This is a genomic window from Polaribacter litorisediminis, from assembly GCF_019968605.1.
Classification (GTDB): domain Bacteria; phylum Bacteroidota; class Bacteroidia; order Flavobacteriales; family Flavobacteriaceae; genus Polaribacter; species Polaribacter litorisediminis.
The window spans coordinates 452,761-475,755 of the sequence record NZ_CP082966.1; the positions used below are offsets into that span (position 1 = coordinate 452,761).

Below are 22,995 nucleotides of genomic sequence, written 5' to 3' on the forward strand. Positions count from 1 at the left end.
TTGTGTTTGATTACTAGATAGACCTTTTAATATTATATTTGTTACTATTCATAAAGTCCTTTAACTTTTTATTAACGTATGAAAAATAAAACATTAGTACTTGGTGCATCTACAAACCCTAACAGATATTCTAACATTGCTATTAAAAGATTAAGAGATAAAAAACTGTCTGTAGTAGCATTAGGCTTGAAAAAAGGAAAGGTTTTAGATGTGATTCTTGATGATGAAAAGCAAGATTACGAAAATATTGATAGTGTTACTTTATATTTAAATCCTAAGCGGCAGAAAGAATATTATAATTATATAATCGGATTAAAACCTAGAAGAGTTATTTTTAATCCTGGAACAGAAAATGCGGAATTTGAAAAACTTTTAGTAAAAAATAATATTGAGGTTGAAATTGCTTGTACATTAGTTTTACTATCAACAAACCAGTACTAAGTCCTGTTATTTAAAGTGATATAGGGTATAGAAAAAATGTAAATTGAATTGGTTTTAGTATTTAAATTTCCCTTTTCAAAATATTGTAAATTCAGTTAAACCACTTTTTGTTTGATTGAAAACCAAATCAATTTACAGTAGTAAAATTATAGTTTGATTTTAAATCCTACAATACTCATAATGAGTAATTATATTAATTTTGGATTGCTTTTAAAATAAGCAATTAACTCAAAAGTAGAATCAAGTTTTAATTTTTTAAGGATATTTCTTCTGTGAGTATCCACGGTGTGTCTACTAATATTTAAGTTTTTAGCAATTTCTTCACTCGTTTTTTTTGTGATTAATAAACGAATAATATCTCTTTCTCTATTGCTTATGATATCAAGAAGGTATGAAGTGGATTTATTCTGATAAAATAAGGTTTCATATTCATTTTTATCATTTAAATATTTGGCAGTGGCACAAATATCCATCTTTACATTTCCGTCTAAAACGGTATAATGTGCCAAACCGATAATAGGTTTATTCAAATCATCAAACTGCAAGGGAGTTGTATTTTGAATGATATTTGCATACAAGTCATGACCAATTTTAATTCTATAATTCCAAGTATAACTCATTCTTTTACGCTGCTCATCATTCAATTCTGTCATCGTAAAAGTCATTAAATCGGTTAAACTTTTAATCCAAAGATCAACGTCCTCTGGATGAAAAAGAGACCAAAAATATTCCATACCACCCGATTTCATTTTATCTCTGGATAAACCTGTGCAGGCGGTAAAATTTTTACTGATATATTCAAAATTTTGATGAACGGTATTGGTAATACAATAAAATGTTGAGTTGTAAGGATAATAATAATCTAATTCAATTAATTTTTTAATGTGTTCTTCAATTTCAACTAGAGGATACGAGTCAAAAATTTTATGATAAATAGCATTTATGTTTTTATGGGTCATGTACTATTCTATTTTGAATACTTTTCCTGGTGCTGCTAATTGAGTGTTTTTAAAAATTGCTGTTGCTTCTTTTTGAAACAAAGAAATATCTTTATACCTACCAGAGAAATGACCAATAATTAATTGGCCTACTTCAGCATTTTTAGCAATTTGAGCCGCTTGTGCAGAAGTAGAATGTTTTGTTTTTTGGGCTAAATCTTCTCTATCCGCTAAAAAAGTAGCTTCATGGTATAACAAATCTACATTTTTAATAATAGGTATAATGGCTGGTTTATAAAAGGTGTCGCTGCAAAAAGCAAAGCTTAAAGGTTTTTTTGGAGGTAGCGTTAATTCATCATTAGGTATTACTTCTCCTGTTGATAGCATTACATCTCTGCCTGCTTTAATATTTAAATAATCTGCTTTGCCTATTTCTTTATAATTGCTGATGTTTTGAATATGCAGTTTTCTTGAGTTTTCTTTTTCTGTAAATAAATATCCGTTGGTATATACACGATGATTTAAAGGAATCGTTTGTACAGAAACTTTAGCGTCTTCAAAAATAAGTTCGCTTTTTTTAGACGTTAATTCATGAAAAATCATAGGATATTTTGCATGAGATTGAGAGACTTTTAATTGTAAAAGCGTTACTTCTTTGATGCCTTTTGGGCCGTAAATGTGCAATTCTTTTTCTCTACTTAAAATACCATAAGTTGCTAATAAACCAACCAAACCATAAAAATGGTCTCCGTGCAAATGTGAAATAAAAATATGATCTATTTTAGAAAATCCAACTTTATATTTTCTCATTTGGCGCTGCGTACCTTCACCACAATCTATTAAAAAGTGTTTGTTATTTATTTCTAAATACTGAGAAGTAGGAAAAGCATTTGCTCTTGGTGTTGCAGAATGACAACCTAAAATAGTAAGTTTTAAACTCATTAAATTACAAATCTTTTAGAAACTATTTTATTTTTGTTTTGTATGCGATAGACATCCATTTCGGCAACTAAATCATTTTTAGAAAAAAGAATGCTATTTGTATCAATTTTAGTGTAAACATATTTTTTGTAAACATTTTTTACTCGAAAAATAAGGATGGATTTCGTATTTGCTTTAAAAGTAATATTTGTTTGCTGTGTATAAGGATTTGGAGCTACAGAGAACTTGTTAATTGTTTTTTCTTGCGAAAAGACAATAGTTAAAATGCCTAAAAATAGCATAAAAAGTATTTTTTTTATCATGTTTTTTAGGGTTAAAATCCTAATTCTCGCTCCATGGCTTCCATTTCCAGTATATCTTTCGCTTCTTGTAAAGTAGGAGCAATATTAAAATATTCAGGAAAATCATCCATATTCATATTTTTATTTACAATTACAAAAGATGTATTATTTTCTTTTTTTTGCTTTGCAATAACCAAAAATAATAAAAGATCTTCTTTGTTTGTGTTCATATTATTAGAAATATCTACTATTAAATGATCATTTACAAATTCTTTTTCTTTTGATAAAAATGATTTATAAAAGTCAGCAAACGAATTTTCATCCGAAGAAATAAGTGTATAGGTTTCTTTTTTTTTAATGTGCATGGCTTTACCTTTTAATTTGTTGCGCCAGTAAATAAATAATAGCCATTCTAACCGCAACGCCATTTTCTACTTGATTTAAAATAATAGATTGATCAGAATCTGCAACATTACTTGTAATTTCTACGCCTCTATTGATTGGTCCTGGGTGCATAATTACAATTTTCTTGCCAAGACTATCTAAAATATCTTGATTGATACCAAAAAGCTGGGTATATTCTCTCGTAGACGGAAAATATTTAATATCCATTCGTTCATGTTGTACACGTAAAACATTGGCAACATCACACCATTCTAGAGCTTTTTTTAGATTATTTTCTACGGTTACACCCAAACTAGTAATGTATTTTGGTATAAGTGTTGTTGGGCCGCAAACTTTTACTTCTGCACCTTGTAATTTTAGTGCAAAAATATTAGACAAAGCAACTCTTGAGTGTAGAATATCACCAACAATTACTATTTTTTTACCTTTTACAGTACCTAGTTTTTCTCTGATTGAGTAAGAATCTAAAAGCGCTTGAGTTGGGTGTTCATGCGTCCCATCACCAGCATTTATAATTTTAGCGTTTACATGTTTTGATAAAAAAACACCTGCTCCAACATTTCCATGGCGCATCACCACAATATCTACTTTCATAGATAAAATGTTGTTTACCGTATCGATTAAAGTTTCTCCTTTTTTTACGGACGATTGCCCAGCAGAGAAATTAATAACATCTGCAGAAAGTCTTTTTTCTGCCAATTCAAAAGAGAGTTTTGTTCTAGTACTGTTCTCAAAAAATAAGTTAGCAATGGTAATATCTCTTAAAGAGGGTACCTTTTTAATAGGTCTGTTAATGACTTCTTTAAAATGATCTGCAGTTTTAAAAATAAGATCAATATCGTTAATATTCAGATATTTTATGCCTAATAAATGCGCTACGCTTAATCCCTGCATTTCAGTAAATTTAAATTGAATCTTATTTTTAGCATTTCTGGTTTTAAGTTTAAATACATTTTATAGGCTAATTATCTTTTTCTGAAAAGTGTCTTTATTCAATATACACAGCGTCTTTTTTATCAGTTTCTTTCCAAGTAACCAAAACTCTTTCTTTATTAATAGCATCTACTTGTCTACCTCGGTAATTGGGCTGTATTGGTAAATGCCTGCTAAAGCGTCGGTCTATTAAAACTAATAATTCAATGTTTTCCGGTCTTCCGTAAGATTGAATTGCTGTTAAAGCTGCTCTTACGCTTCTCCCTGAATAGAGTACATCATCAATGATTACTACTTTTTTATCTTCTATTAAAAAATCAATTTTAGTTGTTTCCGCTGCTAAAGGAGTTTCTTTTCTCCTAAAATCATCTCGGTAAAAAGTAATGTCTAACAACCCTAATTTTAGATCTTTTATATGATATGCTGTTTTTAGTAAATCCATTAATCTGTTGGCTAAAAAAGTGCCTCTAGGTTGCAAGCCAATTAAAACAGTGTTTGAAAAGTCATTATGATTTTCAATAAGCTGACAAGCCAATCGATGCAGGATAATTTCAATATCTTTTGAGTTAAGTAATTTTTTTTTGCTCATAAGAAATCTATCAGATTTTTTTGATAGTGGTTTAAAATCAAAATTAGGCTAAATAAATGTATATGCAAAATAAAAGGATGTTCGAATTTAACGAATTGTATTATATTTGATATTATTTCAGTTTAAACCGATGTCTTTTATTTCTCTACAAGTAGATGCTTATTTATAGGAATACTTAGGGAAATTATTCTCGTGTTTTTTCTTTGTTAACTAAATTGTTGAAAACAAAAAACACCTTTCTTCGTCGGTGGTAGCAGTTGTAGTAATTTAGATTTATAATTCAAATACCATAACTATGTCATTAGTAAAATTTGAATCTATGCTCAAAACAAACAATGTTTATTTCTTTGATTTGGTTGAGTTTGAAGATATTATAATTCATTATTTAGAGGCTGGTAAACATGCACTTGCTAAAAAAGCTTTAAAGTTAGGTTTAGAGCAGCACCCAACATCGATTGATTTAAAACTCTTGCAAGTTGAGTTGTATGTATTTGAAGGTGATTTAAATAAGGCGTCTATTTTGTTGAAAAGAATAGAACGCATTGCACCTAATAATGATGAGATTTTTATTCAAAGAGCAACAATTAGTTCTAAATCTGGTAATCATAAAGAGGCTATCGCAAACTTATTAAAGGCACTTACTTTAACAGAAGATAGTATAGATGTTTGGTCTTTATTGGGGATGGAATATTTATATATAGACGATTTTGATAATGCTCGTTTAAATTTTGAGAAGTGTTTAGAGCAGGATATTGAAGATTATGCAGCCCTTTATAATGTTGTATATTGTTTTGATATGGAGAAAAAACATGAAGATTCCATCATTTATTTGAATGATTATATTAACAAAAACCCATATTGTGAAGTTGCCTGGCATCAATTAGGAAGACAATATTTTATTCTAGAACGATTTAAAGAAGCCTTAAATGCCTTCGATTATGCTGTTCTTATTGATGAATATTTTATTGGCGGGTATTTAGAAAAAGCAAAAACTTTAGAAGAATTAAAAGAATATCAAGCAGCAATAGATAACTATCTAATTACATTAGAATTAGATGATCCTACAGCATTTGCGTATGTTAGAATAGGGGAGTGTTATGAAAAATTAGAAAAATATGCGGCTGCCATTTCCTATTACAAAAAAGCTGTTCATGAAGATCCTCTGCTGGATAGAGGTTGGATTTTATTAGCAAATTTGTATTATGATAATAAAAATTATCAAAAAGCATCTTATTATATTTCAAAAGCGTTAAAGATTGATGAAGCTAATCCTGTTTATTGGAGAAGATATGCTGAAATTAATATAAAGCTCAACTTTTTTGAAGAAGCCGTTACGGGTTTTGAAAACTGTTTAAGTTTAAAGGATGATGGAATAGAAATTTATATTGGTTTAACAGATATTTTATCTTTTTTAGGTGAATTCAATGATGCTATCTCGGTTTTATATACTGCACAAAAATTATACAAGAATTTTGTAGAAATAGAATATCGATTGGCGGGTTTGTTTTTTGTTTTAAATAAAGAAAATCACGGATTAGACCATTTAATAGCAGCCATGAAAACCGATTATGAGTACCATATAATTTTAAATGAATTATACCCAACAGTTTTTGAAAATAAAAAAGTACAAACATTAATTGCAAATTTTAAAAAGGCTTTGGAGTAATTTTTTATGTAGTTTTTTTGAGTAGTTTGCCAATAATTAGTAGCTTAAATTCATATAAAGTTGTTCATCAGAAAATTATTTATTGCGTTACAATAGTCTACCAATTTAGGCCTATAGTGCCTTCATATAAATTGAATTATTTTTTGATTCATTGAAATTTAAAAAGAATTAGCACAGTCCTCTTTAAGCTTCTTTTTTTAATTAAAGAAGCTGAAAAGAAATGATTTATGGCGGTATTATAAGTTTAAAATGGACCTATACCTAGAGAGACAAACCAAATTGAAAATGCTTTTCTCAATCTTTCTTTAATTTCTCTTATCTTCGTTTTATCCAAAGAGCTACAAGAAAAAATATTTTTTTATGCTGATTAAAAAAGGATACATGAAAAGAAGTTTATGAGTTAAAAATACAACGCATAAAATGAAAGACAAATTAATTTTAGCATTAGATCAAGGTACAACATCTTCAAGAGCAATTTTGTTTAATCATAGTGGAGAAATTGTAAAAGTATCGCAAAAAACTTTTGAACAGATTTTTCCTAAACCCGGTTGGGTAGAGCATGATCCAAACGAAATTTGGTCTTCTCAAATATCGGCTGCTGCCGAGGTTGTTTCGCAAGAAGGAATTACAGGACAAGAAATTGCCGCAATCGGTATTACAAACCAAAGGGAAACTACCCTTGTTTGGGATCGAGAAACCAGCGAACCTGTTTACAATGCAATTGTTTGGCAAGATCGACGAACTGCAAAATTTTGTGATCATTTAAAAACTGCAGGTCATATTGATATGATTCAAAAGAAAACAGGCTTGGTTTTAGATGCCTATTTTTCTGCTACTAAATTAAAATGGATTTTAGACAATATTGATGGGGCTAGAGAAAAAGCAGAAGCAGGAAAATTGTGTTTTGGAACTGTAGATACTTTTTTAGTCTGGAAATTAACTAGAGGTAAAATGTTTATGACCGATGTTTCCAATGCCAGTCGTACCATGCTTTTAAATATTCATACGTTAGAATGGGATGAAGAATTATTAAAATTATTCAATATTCCAAGAGCTATTTTACCAGAAGTAAAAGAAAGTAGCGAAGTGTATGGAGCAACTGCAGCCAACTTGTTTTCTGCCGAAATTCCTATTGCAGGGATTGCTGGAGATCAACAAGCTGCATTATTCGGGCAAATGTGTATAGAACCTGGGATGGTTAAAAACACATATGGCACTGGGTGTTTCTTATTAATGAATACAGGTAAAAAAGCAGTGTATTCTAAAAATAATTTATTAACCACAATAGCTTGGAAAATAAACGGGAAAACTACCTACGCACTAGAGGGAAGTGTTTTTGTGGGTGGTGCAGCAGTGCAATGGTTGCGAGATGGTGTAAAAATGATTCCAACGGCTTCTGATATTAATAATTTAGCAGAAACAGTAAACGATAATGGAGGTGTATATTTTGTGCCAGCTTTAACCGGATTAGGCGCTCCGTATTGGGATCAATATGCTCGGGGAGCAATCATGGGTATTACACGCGGAACGACAGATGCTCATATAGCACGAGCAACTTTAGAAGGAATTGCTTTTCAAGTATATGATATCGTAAAAGCCATGGAAGCGGATGCAGGTGAAAAAGGGGTGGAGTTAAGAGTTGATGGAGGCGCTGCAGCTAGCGATTTATTAATGCAAATTCAATCCGATTTATTTGGTTTTAAAATTATTCGTCCTAAAACATTGGAGACAACCGTTATGGGAGCAGCATATTTAGCAGGTTTAGCTGTGGGGTATTGGGATAGTATTGATGAAATTAAAGAACAATGGAGCGTAGGTAAGGAGTTTTACCCAAAATTAGAAAAAGTAAAGGTAGAAAAGCTTTTGCAGTATTGGCATAAAGCAGTAAAATGTTCACAAAATTGGATTACAGATGAATCTTAATTTTTTAAAAAAACAGCATAGGTACGCTATCATTGAAACATATCAGCAAGTTTAGCTCTGTTGAGTGGCTTTTCTATAAAATCTATAATAAGCGGATTTTCTTTGGCACGGTTTATATCTTTTGGATCAACAGAAGATGAAAGGATGTAAATATTGTAATTATCCTTTATCGATGGATCAAAAAGTTCAAATGCTTCGAGGCAATCCCATCCTGATAATACAGGCATATTGATATCGAGAAAAAGAATTGTTTTGCCCTCAATTGGTTGATTATTTGGCGCAGATTTTATAAATGCCAATCCATCCTCTGGCATTGTAAAGGCATGAATGTGTGCTTTTTTAAATGATTTTTCTATTACAATTTTTGTCAGTAAATTATTGATAGGGTCATCATCAACAAGTAAAAATCGTTTTATTTTGGGGATCATTTTATTTTAGATTTAATGTTAAATATAATTGTAAATTCAGTTCCTTTATTAATTTCGCTGGCAATTGTTATTTTTCCGCCAAGCGATTCTACTTGAGTTTTTACCATGAAGAGTCCCATACCTTTTCCTTCAACATGTGAATGGAAGCGATTATAAAGTCCGAAAATTTTATCCCCCTTGGTTGATAGGTCAATCCCCAATCCGTTGTCTTTAAATACTAGTATTATTTTTCCTTTTTCTTTTTTGCTTTTTATTTCAATACGCGGTTTTTCGTCAGGTTTTCTATATTTAATACTGTTACTAATAAGGTTAAAAAAGATACTATGCATGTAAACCTTAAGTGAATAGATTTCTTTTACTTGTATAAAGTCGCAAATAATGTTCACGTTATGTTTGTCAATACGGTTTCCTATATTTAATAAGGAATCTTTAACAAGTCTAGAAAACAGAATGGTTTCTTTTTTCTCGTGTACTTCGCGATTATTCTGTAAGATATGGTTGATGTCTTTGATAATAGCATCGAGTCTTGTAACGGATGCTAAAAGTCCTTGCAACGATGCTTTTTGCTCTTCTGCAGTGAGTGTTTCAATCTTTAAAATTTCTGCGAAACCTATTATATTAGCGTTTGGTGCGCGCAGATTGTGAGAAATCATAAAAGTAAATTGTTCAAGATTCTGATTACGCTGAATTAAATCTGCACTCATTTTTTCTTTTTGATAAGCCGCTTCTTTTTTACTTGTAATATCAGCAAATGTAAAGCAAGCACCCTCAATTTCATTTTTCTTATTATAGACGGGGTTTATAATAAAGTTAAACCATTTTGAGTTGCCTTTTTTTCTTTTATGGCAGTAATCGTATTCAACAGTTTTTCCTTTAAATACTTTTAAAAGGGCATTTTTATGATTTTCTTTTGAAGGTAGCTTTATAAAATTAGAAAGATTACTTCCAATTTTTATTTCCTGTTTATTGTTTAGTAAAACAGTTTGCGCAGCTTTTGGGTTAAAACTCTTTACAATTCCTTTTGTATCTACGAGTATAAAACCTTCAGAAGTATTTTCAAAAATGGCTCGTAAGTTTGATTCTGATTTAAGGAGTGCTTCTTCCGCATTTTTTCGCTCAGTAATCTCCTTCCGTATAGCCATATATTGGTAAGGTTTTCCTTTTTTATCTAGAAAAGGAACAATGGTAGTGAATACCCAGTATGTCGTGCCGTCCTTGGCTTTATTTTTTAATTCTCCCCTCCATATTTTTCCATTCGCAATAGTGGTCCATAAATTTTTAATGAAAGATTTTGAGTGGTAGCCTGAATTGATTATACGATGATCTTTCCCGATTAATTCTTGAGCGCTGTATTTTGAAATTTTACAGAAATTATTGTTAGCGTATTTGATAATTCCTTTTTGATCGGTGATGGCTACAATAGAAGACTGGTTGATGGCATATTTATAATCAATAATTTCTTGTTCTGTCTGTTTCCGTGCGCTAATATCCTGATGGGAAATAATCACTTTGTGGGCGTCGTTTCCAAAATTTGCGACGTGCAATAAAAGCCATCGCTGCCCATTGAAAGAGTACGACGGATATTCTAGTTCAAAAATTTTATTTTTCTTATTGAGTACAGACTTTATACCGAGCATTGCCTGTTCTGCAAATGGATTTCCGGCAAGGATAGATTTTTTACAAACATCAAAGTAATTGCTCCCTTTAGCAATATTTGTAAGTTTTTCCTCGTCATTTTCTTGTGTAAATTCATCCGAAGCTTTGTTGATGGCTATAATACTGCCATCCTTATTAATAATTACTACATGCGCGTTTAGGGATGAAAGTACGGCTTTGTTAAAGATTTTACTTTCTTGAAGTTGCTGCTCTAATTTGTTTTTCTGAACGCTATTTAATAGCGCTTTTGGTAGGCGATACAACTGATTTTTAAGGACAATGTCTTCCGCTCCAGCTTTCATGAATGCTATAGCTTGTTTCTCAGTTATAGCCGTTGAAACCAGTATAACGGGAATATTTAGTCCTTTTTGTTTTAATACTTGCATGACCTCTAATGAATCAAAGGAAGGAATTGCGTGGTTTATTAAGACGATGTCAGGAGGATATGTATTTAAGGCTTTTTCAAAGGTTTTTTTGTTTTCAACAACCAATATCTTAAAAAGTAAATTTTCTTTTTTTAATTCCCTTTCAACTAATTCAGCCTCAGAAGGAGTGTCCTCGAGGTGAAGAATTTTTAATTGGGCTGAATATTTCGTTGTTTTATTAAACATAAGATTGATTAATGCGAAATGAATAAAAACCAAAATTAGAAACTATGCTGAAAAATTTATTAAAAACAACTAGTTTTATAAGGCTACTATTAATGCCAAACAAACAGGTACATTCATGCTGAGGATATTCTTCGGAAGCATCAAATATTACAACAGGAATTGCATTTGTTAGTCCTTAGGTCTTTGTTTTGTTAATGTTTAAAGCTCATCTATTTTTGATATTTTTAAATCAAGTACTATTTGTTTTTTTGTTAACATTGTTGTTTTAAAATTGTTCTGCTCCATTTTTAAGCGATAAAAAATAATTGTTGATTTTGGTTTTTTAAAAGGCATATCTAATCAGTTCTTTTTATCGTGTTATAACACAAGTTCATATATAAATACTGCTATAAATGAGATTCCTGTATAATACATTACTACATTACAAGTTAGTATTTTCGTTGATTTTTGGTTGATTGCTAAAAATTTACTCATCTCTACATTCGACTTCGTAACTCTTTTTTTATCCAACTTAGAAAAATAAGTAGATCAACTAGAAGTCTCACTACTTTTTTATCACTCTTTACTTCACTCTAAAAACCTTTTTTTTGATGCCTATTTGTGTATCCTCTGTAGTACAAATCAGAAGCGTACATTATTCCATACAGCATGGAAAAGATTTCTAAACATTCGAAGCAATCTCTTACCTGTTTTTTCTAAAACACGCACGTCTTTTTGATATCCATGAACTCCACAGTTCTTTAATATTTTTTCATTTTGAAAAGCGAGTTCTTTATGAGGAATACTTAGTTCGGTTACCTGCTGATATGTCTGCTCGTTTTGAAAAGTAAGTTCTTTGGATAATGAGAATTAGCGCTACCGATTAGATACATCTGTACACTTTATAACTAGTATAGTTGTTTTCATAGGGGTTTAAATTAATTTTTAATGATTTTAACGCCACTAATATAATGATTAAAATTAACAATTAATTATTAATTTAATGCTGATCTAAAAAAAAATGGAGTGCAATAGAAATAAAAAAAATGTTTGTACACTTGAAATGTAGACAACTCTAGTGTTAAAAATTATTTCGATCTAAAAACAAAATAGTTTTTTATTATTTCCGAATCTGAGAATGGTTATTCTGTGAAATTATTATATCAGGTCTGTGGTCTAGATTTATAGTAATACTAATTCTGCATTGAAATGACCATACTAAAACGTTCTTTTTTGCTTTCTGTTTCAATATCAAAAGAAATCATAATGAATGCTTTATTTTTCTATTTTCTATCAAGAAAAAAATCATCCTTATATTTTACAGTAATTTCAAAACAGCATTGGTAAAACAAGAGGTGTGGTTAAGTGGTATATATTTTTAGGAGTTTATAAGAAATATCCATCTTATTTTTGAATTATAAAAAAAGTAGAAGAACAATAAAAGTTTGTTCAAAAGGCGCAATAACGTCACTTTAGCGATGATTACGGATGCTTTAAATCAAAGAAAAATAAGGTTTTAATTGTTTTTAATTCAGGATATCAATGATATTACGCTTTAATTTGGATACCAGTTCCATTGAATCACCTTAATATTTGCATCTTGACTCGTAACAATTTCCTTAAATTTTGCAACATCACTCAAGCCATTCGTTCCTCTATAATGATATGGATATATTTCTTTTGGTTTGAACTCTACAACGGCATCAGCAGCACTTTCTATGGTCATTGTATAGGGTAAATTCATACAAACAAACGCTTTATCAATATTTTTTAAATTTCTCATTTCAGGAATATCTTCAGTATCACCAGAAAAGTAAATTCTTTCATTATTAATTGTTAGTACATAGCCGTTTCCTCTTCCTTTAGGGTGAAATTTTAAAGCTTCTTCTCTTAAATTATACATGGGGATTGCTTCTATTTGAAAGCTATCCATCAATTTTTTTTCACCATTTTGAATTGTAATAATTTCTTGAGAATTAATCGTGGTTAGGTTTTTACTCACAGCTTCAGGAGCAATAATAATGCTTTCTGAAAGATCTAAAGCATTCAATGTTTTTAAGTCCATGTGATCACCATGAATATCCGTAATTAAAACATACGTAGGTTTTTTAAATCCTTCAAAAGCTTTTAAACCTCCCGTAGGATCTAAATAAATGGTTTCCTTGTTAAAAGAAATGACTGCTGTAGCATGCGATATCGGTGTTATTTGTAATGCTGAAGTTTCTTTTAATGCTGTTTTAGCAACTTTAGGATTGCTTTTTTTAGCATCCGTTTTTTTGCAAGAAAATACGGCTGAGATCACTAAAATTAAAATAATACTAATTTTTTTCATCATTTTTTAATTTAATTCTATCCAAAGGTAATAAGAATAAAAAGAAGATTGTTGTTAACATTTCTTTAAAATCAATTATATTCGTTCACGAAAAAAAAAGAATAAAAAAATGAGTAGAAAAATTAAAGACTACGTAATTATTGGATTTAAAGGAATGGCAATGGGAGCGGCGGATGTTGTTCCGGGGGTTTCTGGAGGTACTATTGCTTTTATTTCAGGTATTTACGAAGAACTTTTAGGGTCTATTAGTAACGTGAATTTAGGCTTGTTTAAAACGTTAAAAAAAGAAGGCTTCAAAGCGGCTTGGAAGCAATTAAATGGTAACTTTTTATTGTCACTTTTCTTAGGGATTTTTATCAGTATCATATCGTTAGCAAAAGCAATCAAGTATTTATTAGAAAATGAACCTATTTTATTGTGGTCGTTCTTTTTTGGTTTGGTGCTGGCAAGTATTATTTACATTGCAAAACAAATTTCAAAATGGAATTTTATTGCTGTAATTATCTTGATTTTAGGAGCATTTTTAGCGTATTATATTACAACCTTAAACCCGTTAGTTTCTGAAAATTCTTCTTCTTTATATATTCTATTAGCCGGAGCAATTGCAATTTGCGCAATGATTTTACCAGGTATTTCAGGCTCTTTTATATTGGTGTTATTAGGGGCATATAAACCAGTTTTAGATGCCGTAAATGATAAAGATTTTAAAACAATACTTACTTTTATGGTCGGTGCGGTAGTTGGTTTATTATCGTTTTCTAAAGTTTTAAAATGGTTGTTTGCCAATTATAAAAATTATACTTTAGCGGTTTTAACCGGCTTTATCATAGGTTCTTTGAATAAAATTTGGCCTTGGAAACTGACGCAGTCAGTCTTTGATAAATCCTCTAGTTCAGTTGTGCAGTTTAAAGACGTTAGTAATTTAGGTAGCTTATCGGTCTATCAAAATCAACTTAATGATTTTGAAAATTATAAAGTGGCTTTAGAAAAAAGTATTTCTCCCTTTCAATATTCAGAAGTTAATTTAGGAATTGATTCTCAATTAATACCTGCAATTATGTTAGCAATCGCTGGTTTTGCACTTATTTTATTGATGGAGAAATTAGCTGTTCAAAAAAAGTAAATGCACCAAGAGAGAACATTCGTTCAAAAAATCGTCCTTTTTTTTAAAGGATTAATTATGGGGGCAGCCAATAAAGTTCCTGGAGTTTCTGGTGGAACAGTTTCTTTTGTGCTAGGTTTTTATGAAGAATTGATTTATTCCTTTCAAAAAATTAATTTAAAATCGTTTAAGTTACTACTAAACGGAAAGGTTAAAAGCTTTTTGCAATATATCAATGCTCAATTTTTATTGTTGGTGATGGGCGGCAGTATTTTTAGTTATTTTAGTGTTTCTCTGCTATTAGATTATTTTTTAAAACACTATGAACTGTATGTCTGGAGTTGGTTTTTTGGGATGATTATCGGTTCAATTTACTATGTTGGTAAAGATTTTGGTGGTTGGAGCAAGAAAAATATTATTTCTCTAATAGTCGGTGCAAGCCTTGGTGTGAGTATTAGTTTTTTAACACCTGCAGTCGAAAACGATAATCTTTGGTTTGTTTTTATTTGTGGAATTATAGGAGTTTCTGGGATGACGCTACCGGGGCTTTCGGGTTCTTTTATTTTGATATTATTGGGCAATTATGTGTTACTTTTAGTAGATTCTGTAAATGTTTTACTAAATGTACTGACCAACATTCTTTCTGGTAATTTTAAGGTTTTATCAGATCCCATAAAAGTGAGGTATTTAAAAATTATTACCGTTTTTACGGGCGGTTCTGCTTTTGGTTTGGTTTCTATTTCACATTTTTTAGGATATGTTTTAAAAAGATATCATAAAATTGTAAATGCAATAATTATAGGTTTTATAACGGGGTCTTTAGGGATTGTTTGGCCTTGGAAAAGAACTGTTTATGTGCAACAAAACGGGGTTGCTTTATTAGACAAAGAAGGTCGTAAAATTGTAGAGAATTATGAACGATTTATACCCAATAGTTTAAGTTTAGAAACAATTTTAGCAATTTGCTTTATTTTTATGGGTATCGGATTAATATTAGCCATTGATTATTATGATAGAAAAAGGAAAAAATAAATTATTTGGATTGTTAGGTAAAAATATTTCGTATTCATTTTCACGGGGATATTTTACGAAAAAGTTTGAGAAACTAAATTTAAAGAATCATAAATACGTAAATTTTGATCTTCAAAAAATTGAAGATTTCCCTACTGTTATCGAACAACATAAAGATTTAAAAGGAATTAATGTTACGATTCCTTATAAACAAGATGTAATTCCGTTTTTAGATAAACTTGATAAAACTGCAGAAGAAATAGGGGCGGTGAATACGATTAAATTTACAAAAAGAGGAAATTTAAAAGGCTATAATTCAGATGTTGTAGGTTTTGAAAATTCTATCATTCCGCTTTTAAAAAAGCATCATAAAAAAGCACTAATTCTAGGAACAGGAGGCGCATCGAAAGCGATAGCCTATGCTTTTAAGAAAAATAAAATCGCCTGTAAATTAGTGTCTAGAAATCCTAAAGGCAATAAAGAGATTTCTTATCAAAGTTTAACGCAAAAAATAATGGAAAAGTACACTATAATTGTGAATGCTACACCGTTAGGAACATTTCCAGATATTGAGAAATATCCAAATATTCCCTATCAATTTATTACCAAAAATCATATTTTGTATGATTTAATTTACAATCCTGAATTAACGATGTTTTTATCCAAAGGAAAAGAAAACGGTGCAGTTATTAAAAACGGATCAGAGATGTTAGAACTACAGGCTGAAGAATCTTGGAGAATTTGGAATAATTAACCTTAGATTATAAATTTTACTGCTATGATAACTTGCAATTATTGTAAGTTGTCACTATTTTTGATGCTTATATAATTATAGTATTGTATAAGGACCTTTAAACATTGTAGATATGTTAGATAAAAATGAAGAAAACGTTGAAAAAAACGATTTAAAATCAATTGAAAAAGTTGATGTAACACCTCAAGAACAGAAGAAAACAGAAGATGTAAAGATAGAGAGTACGGAGAAAATCTCTGTAAAAGAGGAAAAAACGGAATCTACAAAAACAGCGGTGGTTGATGCTACTTCAGAATCTGTAAACAAGGTTGCAAGTGTGGTAGTTGAAAATGCCGAAGATGAAATGCCGAAGGAAGAAGAAGAAGAAGAAGAAGAAGAAGAAGAAGAAGAAACGCCCAAGGTAGCATATACAAAACTCACTTTAGAGGAATTGGTTGTAGAGCTTAAAAAGATCATAGCAGACAATCCTGTACAAAAAATAAAAAACGAAGTAGAAAGTGTTAAAAGTGCTTTCAATAAAAAGTTTGGGGCTCTAATAGCAGAAAAAAAAGCTGCTTTTTTAGCGGATGGAGGTAATGTTATTGATTTTCAGTTTTCTAGTCCAATTAAAGCAGAGTATAACGCGTTGCTAGCAGACTATAAAAAGCAAAGAGATGCGCATTATAATGATTTAGACAAGCAATTAAATCAAAATTTAGAGAAACGTGTAGCGGTCATTGAAAGTTTAAAAAACTTGATAGATGAGGCAGATGCTACTACCATGTACAAGAATTTTAAAGAAATTCAAGATACTTGGCGCACAATTGGTGCAGTACCAAAAGTTTATTATAATGATACATGGAAAATTTATCATCATCATGTAGAACGTTTTTACGATTTGTTGCATTTAAGCAATGATTTTAGAGATTTAGAATTTAAACATAATTTAGAGGAAAAACTAAACATTATAAAACAAGCGGAGGCTTTAGCCAATGAAACCGATGTGAATTATGCAGCAAACGAATTGCAAGATTTGCATAAAATTTGGAAAGAAGATATAGGGCCGGTAGCAAAAGAAATGCGTGAAGAAATTTGGCATAAATTTAGTGTCGCAACAAAGAAAATTCATGATAAAAGACATGATTATTTTAGAGAAATGCGCTCTAAATATCAAGAAATTACCCAAAAGAAGTTAGATGTGATTGCTTTAATTGATGCGTATGATACCACTAACAACAAAAGCCATAATGATTGGCAAAAAAGCATCAATGATATTGAAGCATTAAGGCAAGAGTATTTTAATGTTGGGAAACTTCCTTATTCAAAAAGTGAAGAAGTGTGGCAAAAATTTAAAGCGGCAACTAAAAAATTCAATAGTTCGAAAAATACATTTTACAAGCAAGAAAAGAGTGAGCAGCAAGATAATTTAGAAAAGAAAATTGCTTTAATTGAATTGGCAGAATCGTTAAAAGAAAGCGAAGATTGGGAAAAGGCAACGAATACCATGAAAAAAGTGCAGTCAGACTGGAAAAAAATAGGTCACGTACCTCGCAAATTTTCTGATGATATTTGGAAACGTTTTAAAGCTGCTTGTAACCATTATTTTGATAGATATTATCAACAAAAAAATTCTGTAAGTAAAGAACAACAAGCGGTTGTAGTGGCAAAAAAAGAATTTTTAGAAACTTTAAAACAATCAAAAGACACTACAAAAGATGCTGTTTTAGAATCGATTAAAGCCTGGAGAAGTTTAGGAACTTTACCATCAAATGCGCGTCATTTAGAAGGTAAGTTTAATAAACAAGTAGATAAAATATTAGAGAGTTTGTCTTTGGATAAAAATGAAATTTCTATGCTTAAGTTTACAAATGTTGTCGATGGGTATGCTGCTGACAATGATGTAAGAAGATTAGATTCTGAACAAATATATGTTAGAAAAAAGATTGATGAGGTTGTCAAAGAAATGCAGCAACTAGAAAATAATTTAGGTTTTTTCTCAAATGCTAAAGCAGACAATCCGTTAGTAGTAAATGTAAGAAATAAGATAAACGACTTAAAAGAAGATTTACAAACTTGGAAACAAAAATTAAAATATCTAAAAAAATTAGAATATTAATGCAATGAATAATACGTCAGAAAAGGTCATTAAAAAACTCGAAGCACTTACTTCGAGTTTTTTAATATTTTAACTTTAAAAAGATTAATGAAATAGTTGATCCATTTTCTCTTTTTCTTCTGCTGCTAAAGCCGCATCCACTAAAATACGACCACTATGCTCATCTATAGTAATTTTCTTTCTATTGGCAATTTCTAATTGCACCTGAGGTGGAATTGTAAAATAAGAACCTCCAGAAGCGCCACGTTCTATCGCCACCACTGCTAAACCATTTTTTACTTTCGTTCTAATTCTATTGTATGCAGATAATAAATGTGCATCGATAGAATCTCCAAATTCCTTAGATTTCTTAATTAAGAGCGCTTCTTCTTTTTCTGTCTCTTTTAAAATAGCATCTAATTCAGCTTTCTTATGACCTAAATGTTGTTCTTGCTTCGCTAATTTTTCTTTAGTTCTATCAATAACTTCCATTTTCTGAGCAATCTTGGCTTTGTATTCATTAATTCTTTTCTCTGCCAATTGAATTTCTAAATCTTGATATTCAATTTCTTTAGATAATGAATCAAATTCTCTATTGTTTCTTACCTTTTTTTGTTGCTCATCGTATTTTTTCATTAACGAATTAGACTCTTCTATCGCTAACTTTTTGTTGTTGATATCTGTTTCTAAACTCGTAACGTCTTTGTTTAAATTAGCAACACGTGTGTTTAAACCGGCAACTTCATCTTCTAAATCTTCTACTTCTAAAGGTAGTTCACCTCTAACGTTTCTAATTTCATCAATTCTAGAGTCTATTAACTGTAAGTCATATAAAGCTCTTAATTTTTCTTCAACCGAAATTTCTTTCTTCTTTGCCATGATTATATATAATAAATAGGATTTGTACTTTTTTCTGATAAAATGACTGCGAAATTACTAAATTTTTTCGTAAGATAATCAACCAAAAGGTTTTTTGTAAACTGTTCGCTTTCATAATGGCCTATATCTGCCAAAAGTATGCTGTTTTCTGCTTTAAAAAACTCGTGATATTTAAAATCTGCACTCACATACGCATCGGCATTAGCCTTTTTAGCATCGGAAATAGCAAAACTTCCTGACCCCCCCAATACTGCAACTTTTTTTATTTTTTTATGAATCAGCGCAGAATGACGTATACAATCTGTTTTCATTGTTTTTTTTAAATACAATAAAAATTCTTTTTCATGCATTTCTGAGGGGAGTTCGCCAATCATTCCCATTCCAATATCTTGATGTACATTTTCTGTGGTTACAATTTCATATGCAACTTCTTCATAAGGATGGTTTTCATGCAAGGCTCTTAAAATAGAGGTTTTGTTTTTACTTTCAAAAGTCACAGAAATTTTTATTTCTTTTTCTGTGTGAAGTTTTCCTTTTTCTCCAATAACAGGATTAGAATGTTCATTTCCTCTAAAAGTTCCATCACCAGAGACACTAAAAGAACAATTATCATAATTCCCAATATTTCCTGCGCCAGCGGCAAAAAGAGAATTCTTTAATTTAGAAGCATTTTCAGCAGGAACATAGGTCGTTAGTTTCTGTATAATTCCTTTTTTAGGAAGTAGAATTTTGGTGTTGGTGAGCCTTAAAACTTCACATATTTTTGCAGAAACTCCGTTTTTAGAATTATCCAGAGCTGTATGCGTCGCATAAATTGCAATGTCATTTTTAATGGCTTTTAGAACCACTTTTTCTACATAAGAATTTCCATTTACCTTTTTTAAACCACTAAAAATAATGGGGTGAAAGCTTACAATTACATTACAATTTTTGGCGATGGCTTCATCAACAGTTTCTTCTAAGGTGTCTAAAGTTACTAGAACTCCCGTAACCTCTGTGTTGTAATTACCAATCAATAAACCAACATTATCAAAATCTTCTGCGTAGTTTAAAGGTGCTAATTCTTCAATGTAATTGGTTATGTTTTTGATGGTCATTTTTTGATTTTATAGAAAATCAAAGTTAACATTTTTAATGTATTTTTACACAGATGAAATTTGTTAGATTTTTATTATTTCCGTTGGCAATTTTGTATGATGTAGTTACTACAATTCGCAATTTTTTATTCGATACTAGCTATTTTAAATCGACTTCTTTTCCAATACCCATTATTGTTGTAGGTAACTTAAGTGTTGGTGGCACAGGGAAAACTCCGCAAATAGAATATTTAATTAGAATTTTAAAAAAAGAACTGAAAGTAGCAGTTCTTAGCAGGGGTTATAAGCGTAAAACAAAAGGATTTGTGCTTTTAGATAAGACGCATAAAGCTTTAGAGGTGGGTGATGAACCTTTACAATACTTTAAAAAATTTGAGCAAATAGCAGTAGCTGTTGATGCAAATAGGGTAGAAGGAATTCAAATATTGATAAAAAAAACAGCTCCAGAAATTATTTTACTAGACGATGCATATCAACATAGAAAAGTGAAAGGAAGTTTTTATATTTTACTCACAAAGTTTGATGATTTGTTTACAGATGATTTTTTATTGCCGACAGGTAATTTAAGAGAAAGTAGCACAGGAGCAAAACGAACAGATGTAATTGTAGTTACAAAATGTCCGGAAGATTTAAGCAATAAGCAACAAGAAGCGATTAAATTAAAATTAAAAAAGTTTGATAAAAGTATTTTTTTTACAACCATATCCTACGGAAATATTGTGTCTTCGGATAAAAAAATAAAGGTTCATGAGTTGAAAAATTATAACGTTTTATTGATCACAGGCATTGCGAATCCAGTACCTTTAGTTCATTTTTTAGAACAAAAAAAAGTGAACTTTAAACATTTAGAATATGCAGATCATCATCATTTTTCATCTTCGGAAATTCAACAAATTAAGCAAGAGTTTAATGACTTAAAGTCTCAAAACAAAATGATACTCACCACAGAAAAAGATTATACGAGATTAGAGAGTGTATTAGATTCTCTTTTTTATATAGAAATAGAAACATGTTTTTTAGGCAATCAAAATATAGATTTTAATTGCCTGATTAAAAATCATATACAAAAAATAAGAGGTTAAAATATTGGTTTTTATTTCTTTAATTTATAGTAGCACCATTTTTTAAATTATTACTCGATGGTTAAGACAAAATAAAATTTAGGAAGTCACAGTTTATATTTTAATACTGGTATAATTTTTGATACTTTTGAAGAAATTATTATTATGAATAAATTAATGGTTTGTTTTTTTGTTTATTTTGCTACTTTAAACAGCTTTTATTCACAGGAAGTAGGGATAGATTTGAGTACGGATGCTCAATTTAATGAAGTTAAATTACAATGGTCTCCAACTTTTAAAGAAGCTTTGCAGAAGTCTAAAAAAGAACATAAACCTATTTTAATTTATTTTACAGGGTCAGATTGGTGTGGTCCATGTAAAATTTTAGATACTGAATTATTTCATACAGAGAAATTTAAAGCTTTGTCCGATAGAGATTTAGTGCTTTTAGAGGTAGATATTCCTAGAAGAATAGATTTGTTAACACCAAAAAAAATGAGCGAAAATTACAAGCTTCAACATAAATATGGAGTACAATCTTTCCCAACTTTATTGATGGTGAATTATAAAGGGAAAAAGTTAGCAGAGAAAAAGGGATATATAATGACAGAATACTATTATCCTTTTATTCAATCTGTTATTCAAAAATATTAGAAATAAAAAAAACGAAGCAAATTGCTTCGTTTTTTTTTATTTTAAAATAAGATTAATCTTATTTTTGATTGACCACTCTAAAAGTAGTTCTTCTGTTTATTGAGTGTTCAGCTTCAGAACAAACAACGTCATCAGAACATTTATTTAAAAGTTTCGATTCTCCAAAACCTTTCGCAAATAACTGACTTACATTGATGCCTTTAGAAATTAAATAATCTGTAACGGCTTTTGCTCTTCTGTCAGATAAGTCTTGGTTATCTTTTTTAGTTCCTCTCATGTCCGTATGTGACTCAATAAATACAGCCATTCCTTCTTTTAAGATTGGTAACAATCTAGCGTCTATGATTCTTGTTGCTCCTTCATTTAGTGTAGCGCTAGAGAAATCCCAGCTTATGGGTAAAGGTGTATTATTTACCAATTCACAGTCAACAGCTTTCCATGAGGTTAACCCTCCTTTTTTTACTAAAACCTCTTTAGTTACAGATCTAAAAACTGCAGGTACAATAACTTCTTCTGATCTTGCATCTTTTACTAAAACTGTTTTTTCTATTGTTTTATATTCAGGTTTCGTCTGTACAATTGAGGTTGTAGGTTTTTTAACCATCACCTTTCTCTCATAAGTTTTTGTAACACCAGGAATACGTATTTTAGAGACACTTGCATCTGCCTTAAGTTTTTCTGTAGGCATGGTTCTAAACTCTGCAGGTTGAGGTTTATAGCACCAATATCTGCAGTCTTCTGGATCATCAGAATTACAGTCTGGCATTTTTTCACTCATTACCCAGTTTGCAGAGGCAGCTTTCGTTTCAACAGTTTCAGAACCTTGTATAAAAACAGCTTCTTGAGTTTCTAATTTTGTACCATCTTCTTTTTCATAGTAGGTAACCACTTGCGTGCCCCATACTGCTGGTACAATTAATACTTCTTCTCCGGCTTCTTTAATAATTACCTTTTCTTGAATGGTTTTATATTCGGCTGGGTAGGTAATTATTTTCTTGTACTCTGGAGAAACAGCTACGTTTACTGTTTCGTTTTTATAAATATCTGGAGTTTTACAACGAACATAGCATTTTCCAGGTTCAGGATTTAAAGGTAAATCTTGACTAAAACCAATTGCAGCAAACATTAAAAAAGCTACACTTAATAGAAATTTCTTCATATTACTAAACATTATTCAATACTGAATTTAAAAATTAAAAAATACTATCAAAAGTACTAAAAACATTTATAAATAGTCTG

The 22,995-nt window shown here is 30.4% G+C and carries 21 protein-coding genes; 9 read left to right on the forward strand and 12 right to left on the reverse strand.

Going from position 1 to position 22,995, the window contains the following annotated elements:
• Positions 1 to 78 precede the first annotated feature (78 nt).
• The gene (locus K8354_RS01935; protein ID WP_223444990.1) at positions 79 to 441 is read left to right on the forward strand and encodes a CoA-binding protein; all 363 of its coding nucleotides are present in this window, start codon (positions 79 to 81) and stop codon (positions 439 to 441) included.
• A 188-nt stretch (positions 442 to 629) separates the two neighbouring features.
• On the opposite strand, the gene K8354_RS01940 is transcribed toward K8354_RS01935, so the two are convergent.
• The 6 genes from K8354_RS01940 to pyrR all read right to left on the reverse strand — a co-directional run bounded on the left by K8354_RS01940 (position 630) and on the right by pyrR (position 4,529).
• Positions 630 to 1,400 (reverse strand): response regulator transcription factor, encoded by a 771-nt coding sequence (locus K8354_RS01940; RefSeq protein WP_223444992.1) that lies wholly within the window; start codon positions 1,398 to 1,400, stop codon positions 630 to 632.
• A 3-nt stretch (positions 1,401 to 1,403) separates the two neighbouring features.
• Positions 1,404 to 2,321, reverse strand: coding sequence for a ribonuclease Z (locus tag K8354_RS01945; RefSeq protein ID WP_223444994.1), 918 nt, complete (start codon positions 2,319 to 2,321; stop codon positions 1,404 to 1,406).
• On the reverse strand, positions 2,321 to 2,623 hold the full coding sequence (locus K8354_RS01950) for a T9SS C-terminal target domain-containing protein (protein WP_223444997.1): 303 nt from the start codon (positions 2,621 to 2,623) through the stop codon (positions 2,321 to 2,323). The genes K8354_RS01945 and K8354_RS01950 overlap by 1 nt, the downstream gene beginning before the upstream one ends.
• 11 nt (positions 2,624 to 2,634) lie before the next feature.
• Positions 2,635 to 2,967 (reverse strand): restriction endonuclease subunit S, encoded by a 333-nt coding sequence (locus K8354_RS01955; RefSeq protein ID WP_223444998.1) that lies wholly within the window; start codon positions 2,965 to 2,967, stop codon positions 2,635 to 2,637.
• Positions 2,968 to 2,971: 4 nt separating this feature from the next.
• Positions 2,972 to 3,901: an aspartate carbamoyltransferase catalytic subunit gene (locus K8354_RS01960; protein WP_223445000.1), complete on the reverse strand. Its 930-nt coding sequence runs from the start codon at positions 3,899 to 3,901 to the stop codon at positions 2,972 to 2,974.
• Positions 3,902 to 3,995: 94 nt separating this feature from the next.
• Positions 3,996 to 4,529: a bifunctional pyr operon transcriptional regulator/uracil phosphoribosyltransferase PyrR gene (gene pyrR, locus K8354_RS01965; RefSeq protein WP_223445001.1), complete on the reverse strand. Its 534-nt coding sequence runs from the start codon at positions 4,527 to 4,529 to the stop codon at positions 3,996 to 3,998.
• Between the two features lie 295 nt (positions 4,530 to 4,824).
• On the opposite strand from pyrR, the gene K8354_RS01970 reads away from it, so the two are divergent.
• Positions 4,825 to 6,195, forward strand: a complete 1,371-nt coding sequence (locus K8354_RS01970) for a tetratricopeptide repeat protein (RefSeq protein WP_223445003.1) — start codon at positions 4,825 to 4,827, stop codon at positions 6,193 to 6,195.
• Positions 6,196 to 6,615: 420 nt separating this feature from the next.
• Positions 6,616 to 8,118 carry a glycerol kinase GlpK gene (gene glpK / locus K8354_RS01975; RefSeq protein WP_223445004.1) on the forward strand — a complete coding sequence of 501 codons (1,503 nt, stop codon included), beginning with the start codon at positions 6,616 to 6,618 and terminating at the stop codon, positions 8,116 to 8,118.
• A 29-nt stretch (positions 8,119 to 8,147) separates the two neighbouring features.
• Here glpK and K8354_RS01980 read toward each other — a convergent pair whose 3' ends face one another.
• The 3 genes from K8354_RS01980 to K8354_RS01990 all read right to left on the reverse strand — a co-directional run bounded on the left by K8354_RS01980 (position 8,148) and on the right by K8354_RS01990 (position 13,127).
• On the reverse strand, positions 8,148 to 8,546 hold the full coding sequence (locus K8354_RS01980; RefSeq protein WP_223445005.1) for a response regulator: 399 nt from the start codon (positions 8,544 to 8,546) through the stop codon (positions 8,148 to 8,150).
• A complete protein-coding gene (locus K8354_RS01985) occupies positions 8,543 to 10,813 on the reverse strand; it encodes a PAS domain S-box protein (RefSeq protein ID WP_223445006.1) in 2,271 nt (756 codons plus the stop codon). The genes K8354_RS01980 and K8354_RS01985 overlap by 4 nt, the downstream gene beginning before the upstream one ends.
• Positions 10,814 to 12,347: 1,534 nt before the next feature.
• On the reverse strand, positions 12,348 to 13,127 hold the full coding sequence (locus tag K8354_RS01990; RefSeq protein ID WP_367890415.1) for an MBL fold metallo-hydrolase: 780 nt from the start codon (positions 13,125 to 13,127) through the stop codon (positions 12,348 to 12,350).
• Between the two features lie 106 nt (positions 13,128 to 13,233).
• Here K8354_RS01990 and K8354_RS01995 point away from each other — a divergent pair, with 106 nt between their 5' ends.
• From K8354_RS01995 to K8354_RS02010, 4 genes are all read left to right on the forward strand, one after another.
• The gene (locus K8354_RS01995; RefSeq protein WP_223445007.1) at positions 13,234 to 14,247 is read left to right on the forward strand and encodes a DUF368 domain-containing protein; all 1,014 of its coding nucleotides are present in this window, start codon (positions 13,234 to 13,236) and stop codon (positions 14,245 to 14,247) included.
• Positions 14,248 to 15,258: a DUF368 domain-containing protein gene (locus K8354_RS02000; RefSeq protein WP_223445008.1), complete on the forward strand. Its 1,011-nt coding sequence runs from the start codon at positions 14,248 to 14,250 to the stop codon at positions 15,256 to 15,258.
• Complete coding sequence (locus K8354_RS02005) at positions 15,236 to 15,991, forward strand: shikimate dehydrogenase family protein (RefSeq protein ID WP_223445009.1); 756 nt, start codon at positions 15,236 to 15,238, stop codon at positions 15,989 to 15,991. The genes K8354_RS02000 and K8354_RS02005 overlap by 23 nt, the downstream gene beginning before the upstream one ends.
• Before the next feature lie 112 nt (positions 15,992 to 16,103).
• Entirely contained in the window at positions 16,104 to 18,086 is a 1,983-nt protein-coding gene (locus K8354_RS02010) for a DUF349 domain-containing protein (protein ID WP_223445011.1), read from the forward strand.
• Positions 18,087 to 18,170: 84 nt separating this feature from the next.
• Here the strand turns inward: K8354_RS02010 and K8354_RS02015 are convergent, their stop codons facing one another.
• Both K8354_RS02015 and K8354_RS02020 read right to left on the reverse strand, forming a co-directional pair.
• A complete protein-coding gene (locus tag K8354_RS02015) occupies positions 18,171 to 18,944 on the reverse strand; it encodes a zinc ribbon domain-containing protein (RefSeq protein WP_223445013.1) in 774 nt (257 codons plus the stop codon).
• A gap of 2 nt (positions 18,945 to 18,946) precedes the next feature.
• Positions 18,947 to 20,041, reverse strand: a complete 1,095-nt coding sequence (locus K8354_RS02020; RefSeq protein WP_223445015.1) for a Nif3-like dinuclear metal center hexameric protein — start codon at positions 20,039 to 20,041, stop codon at positions 18,947 to 18,949.
• Between the two features lie 53 nt (positions 20,042 to 20,094).
• Here K8354_RS02020 and lpxK point away from each other — a divergent pair, with 53 nt between their 5' ends.
• Together lpxK and K8354_RS02030 are read left to right on the forward strand one after the other, a co-directional pair.
• A complete protein-coding gene (gene lpxK, locus K8354_RS02025; RefSeq protein ID WP_223445017.1) occupies positions 20,095 to 21,123 on the forward strand; it encodes a tetraacyldisaccharide 4'-kinase in 1,029 nt (342 codons plus the stop codon).
• Between the two features lie 144 nt (positions 21,124 to 21,267).
• A complete protein-coding gene (locus tag K8354_RS02030; RefSeq protein WP_223445019.1) occupies positions 21,268 to 21,756 on the forward strand; it encodes a thioredoxin family protein in 489 nt (162 codons plus the stop codon).
• A 58-nt stretch (positions 21,757 to 21,814) separates the two neighbouring features.
• Here the strand turns inward: K8354_RS02030 and K8354_RS02035 are convergent, their stop codons facing one another.
• Complete coding sequence (locus K8354_RS02035) at positions 21,815 to 22,915, reverse strand: OmpA family protein (RefSeq protein ID WP_223445021.1); 1,101 nt, start codon at positions 22,913 to 22,915, stop codon at positions 21,815 to 21,817.
• Positions 22,916 to 22,995 lie beyond the last annotated feature (80 nt).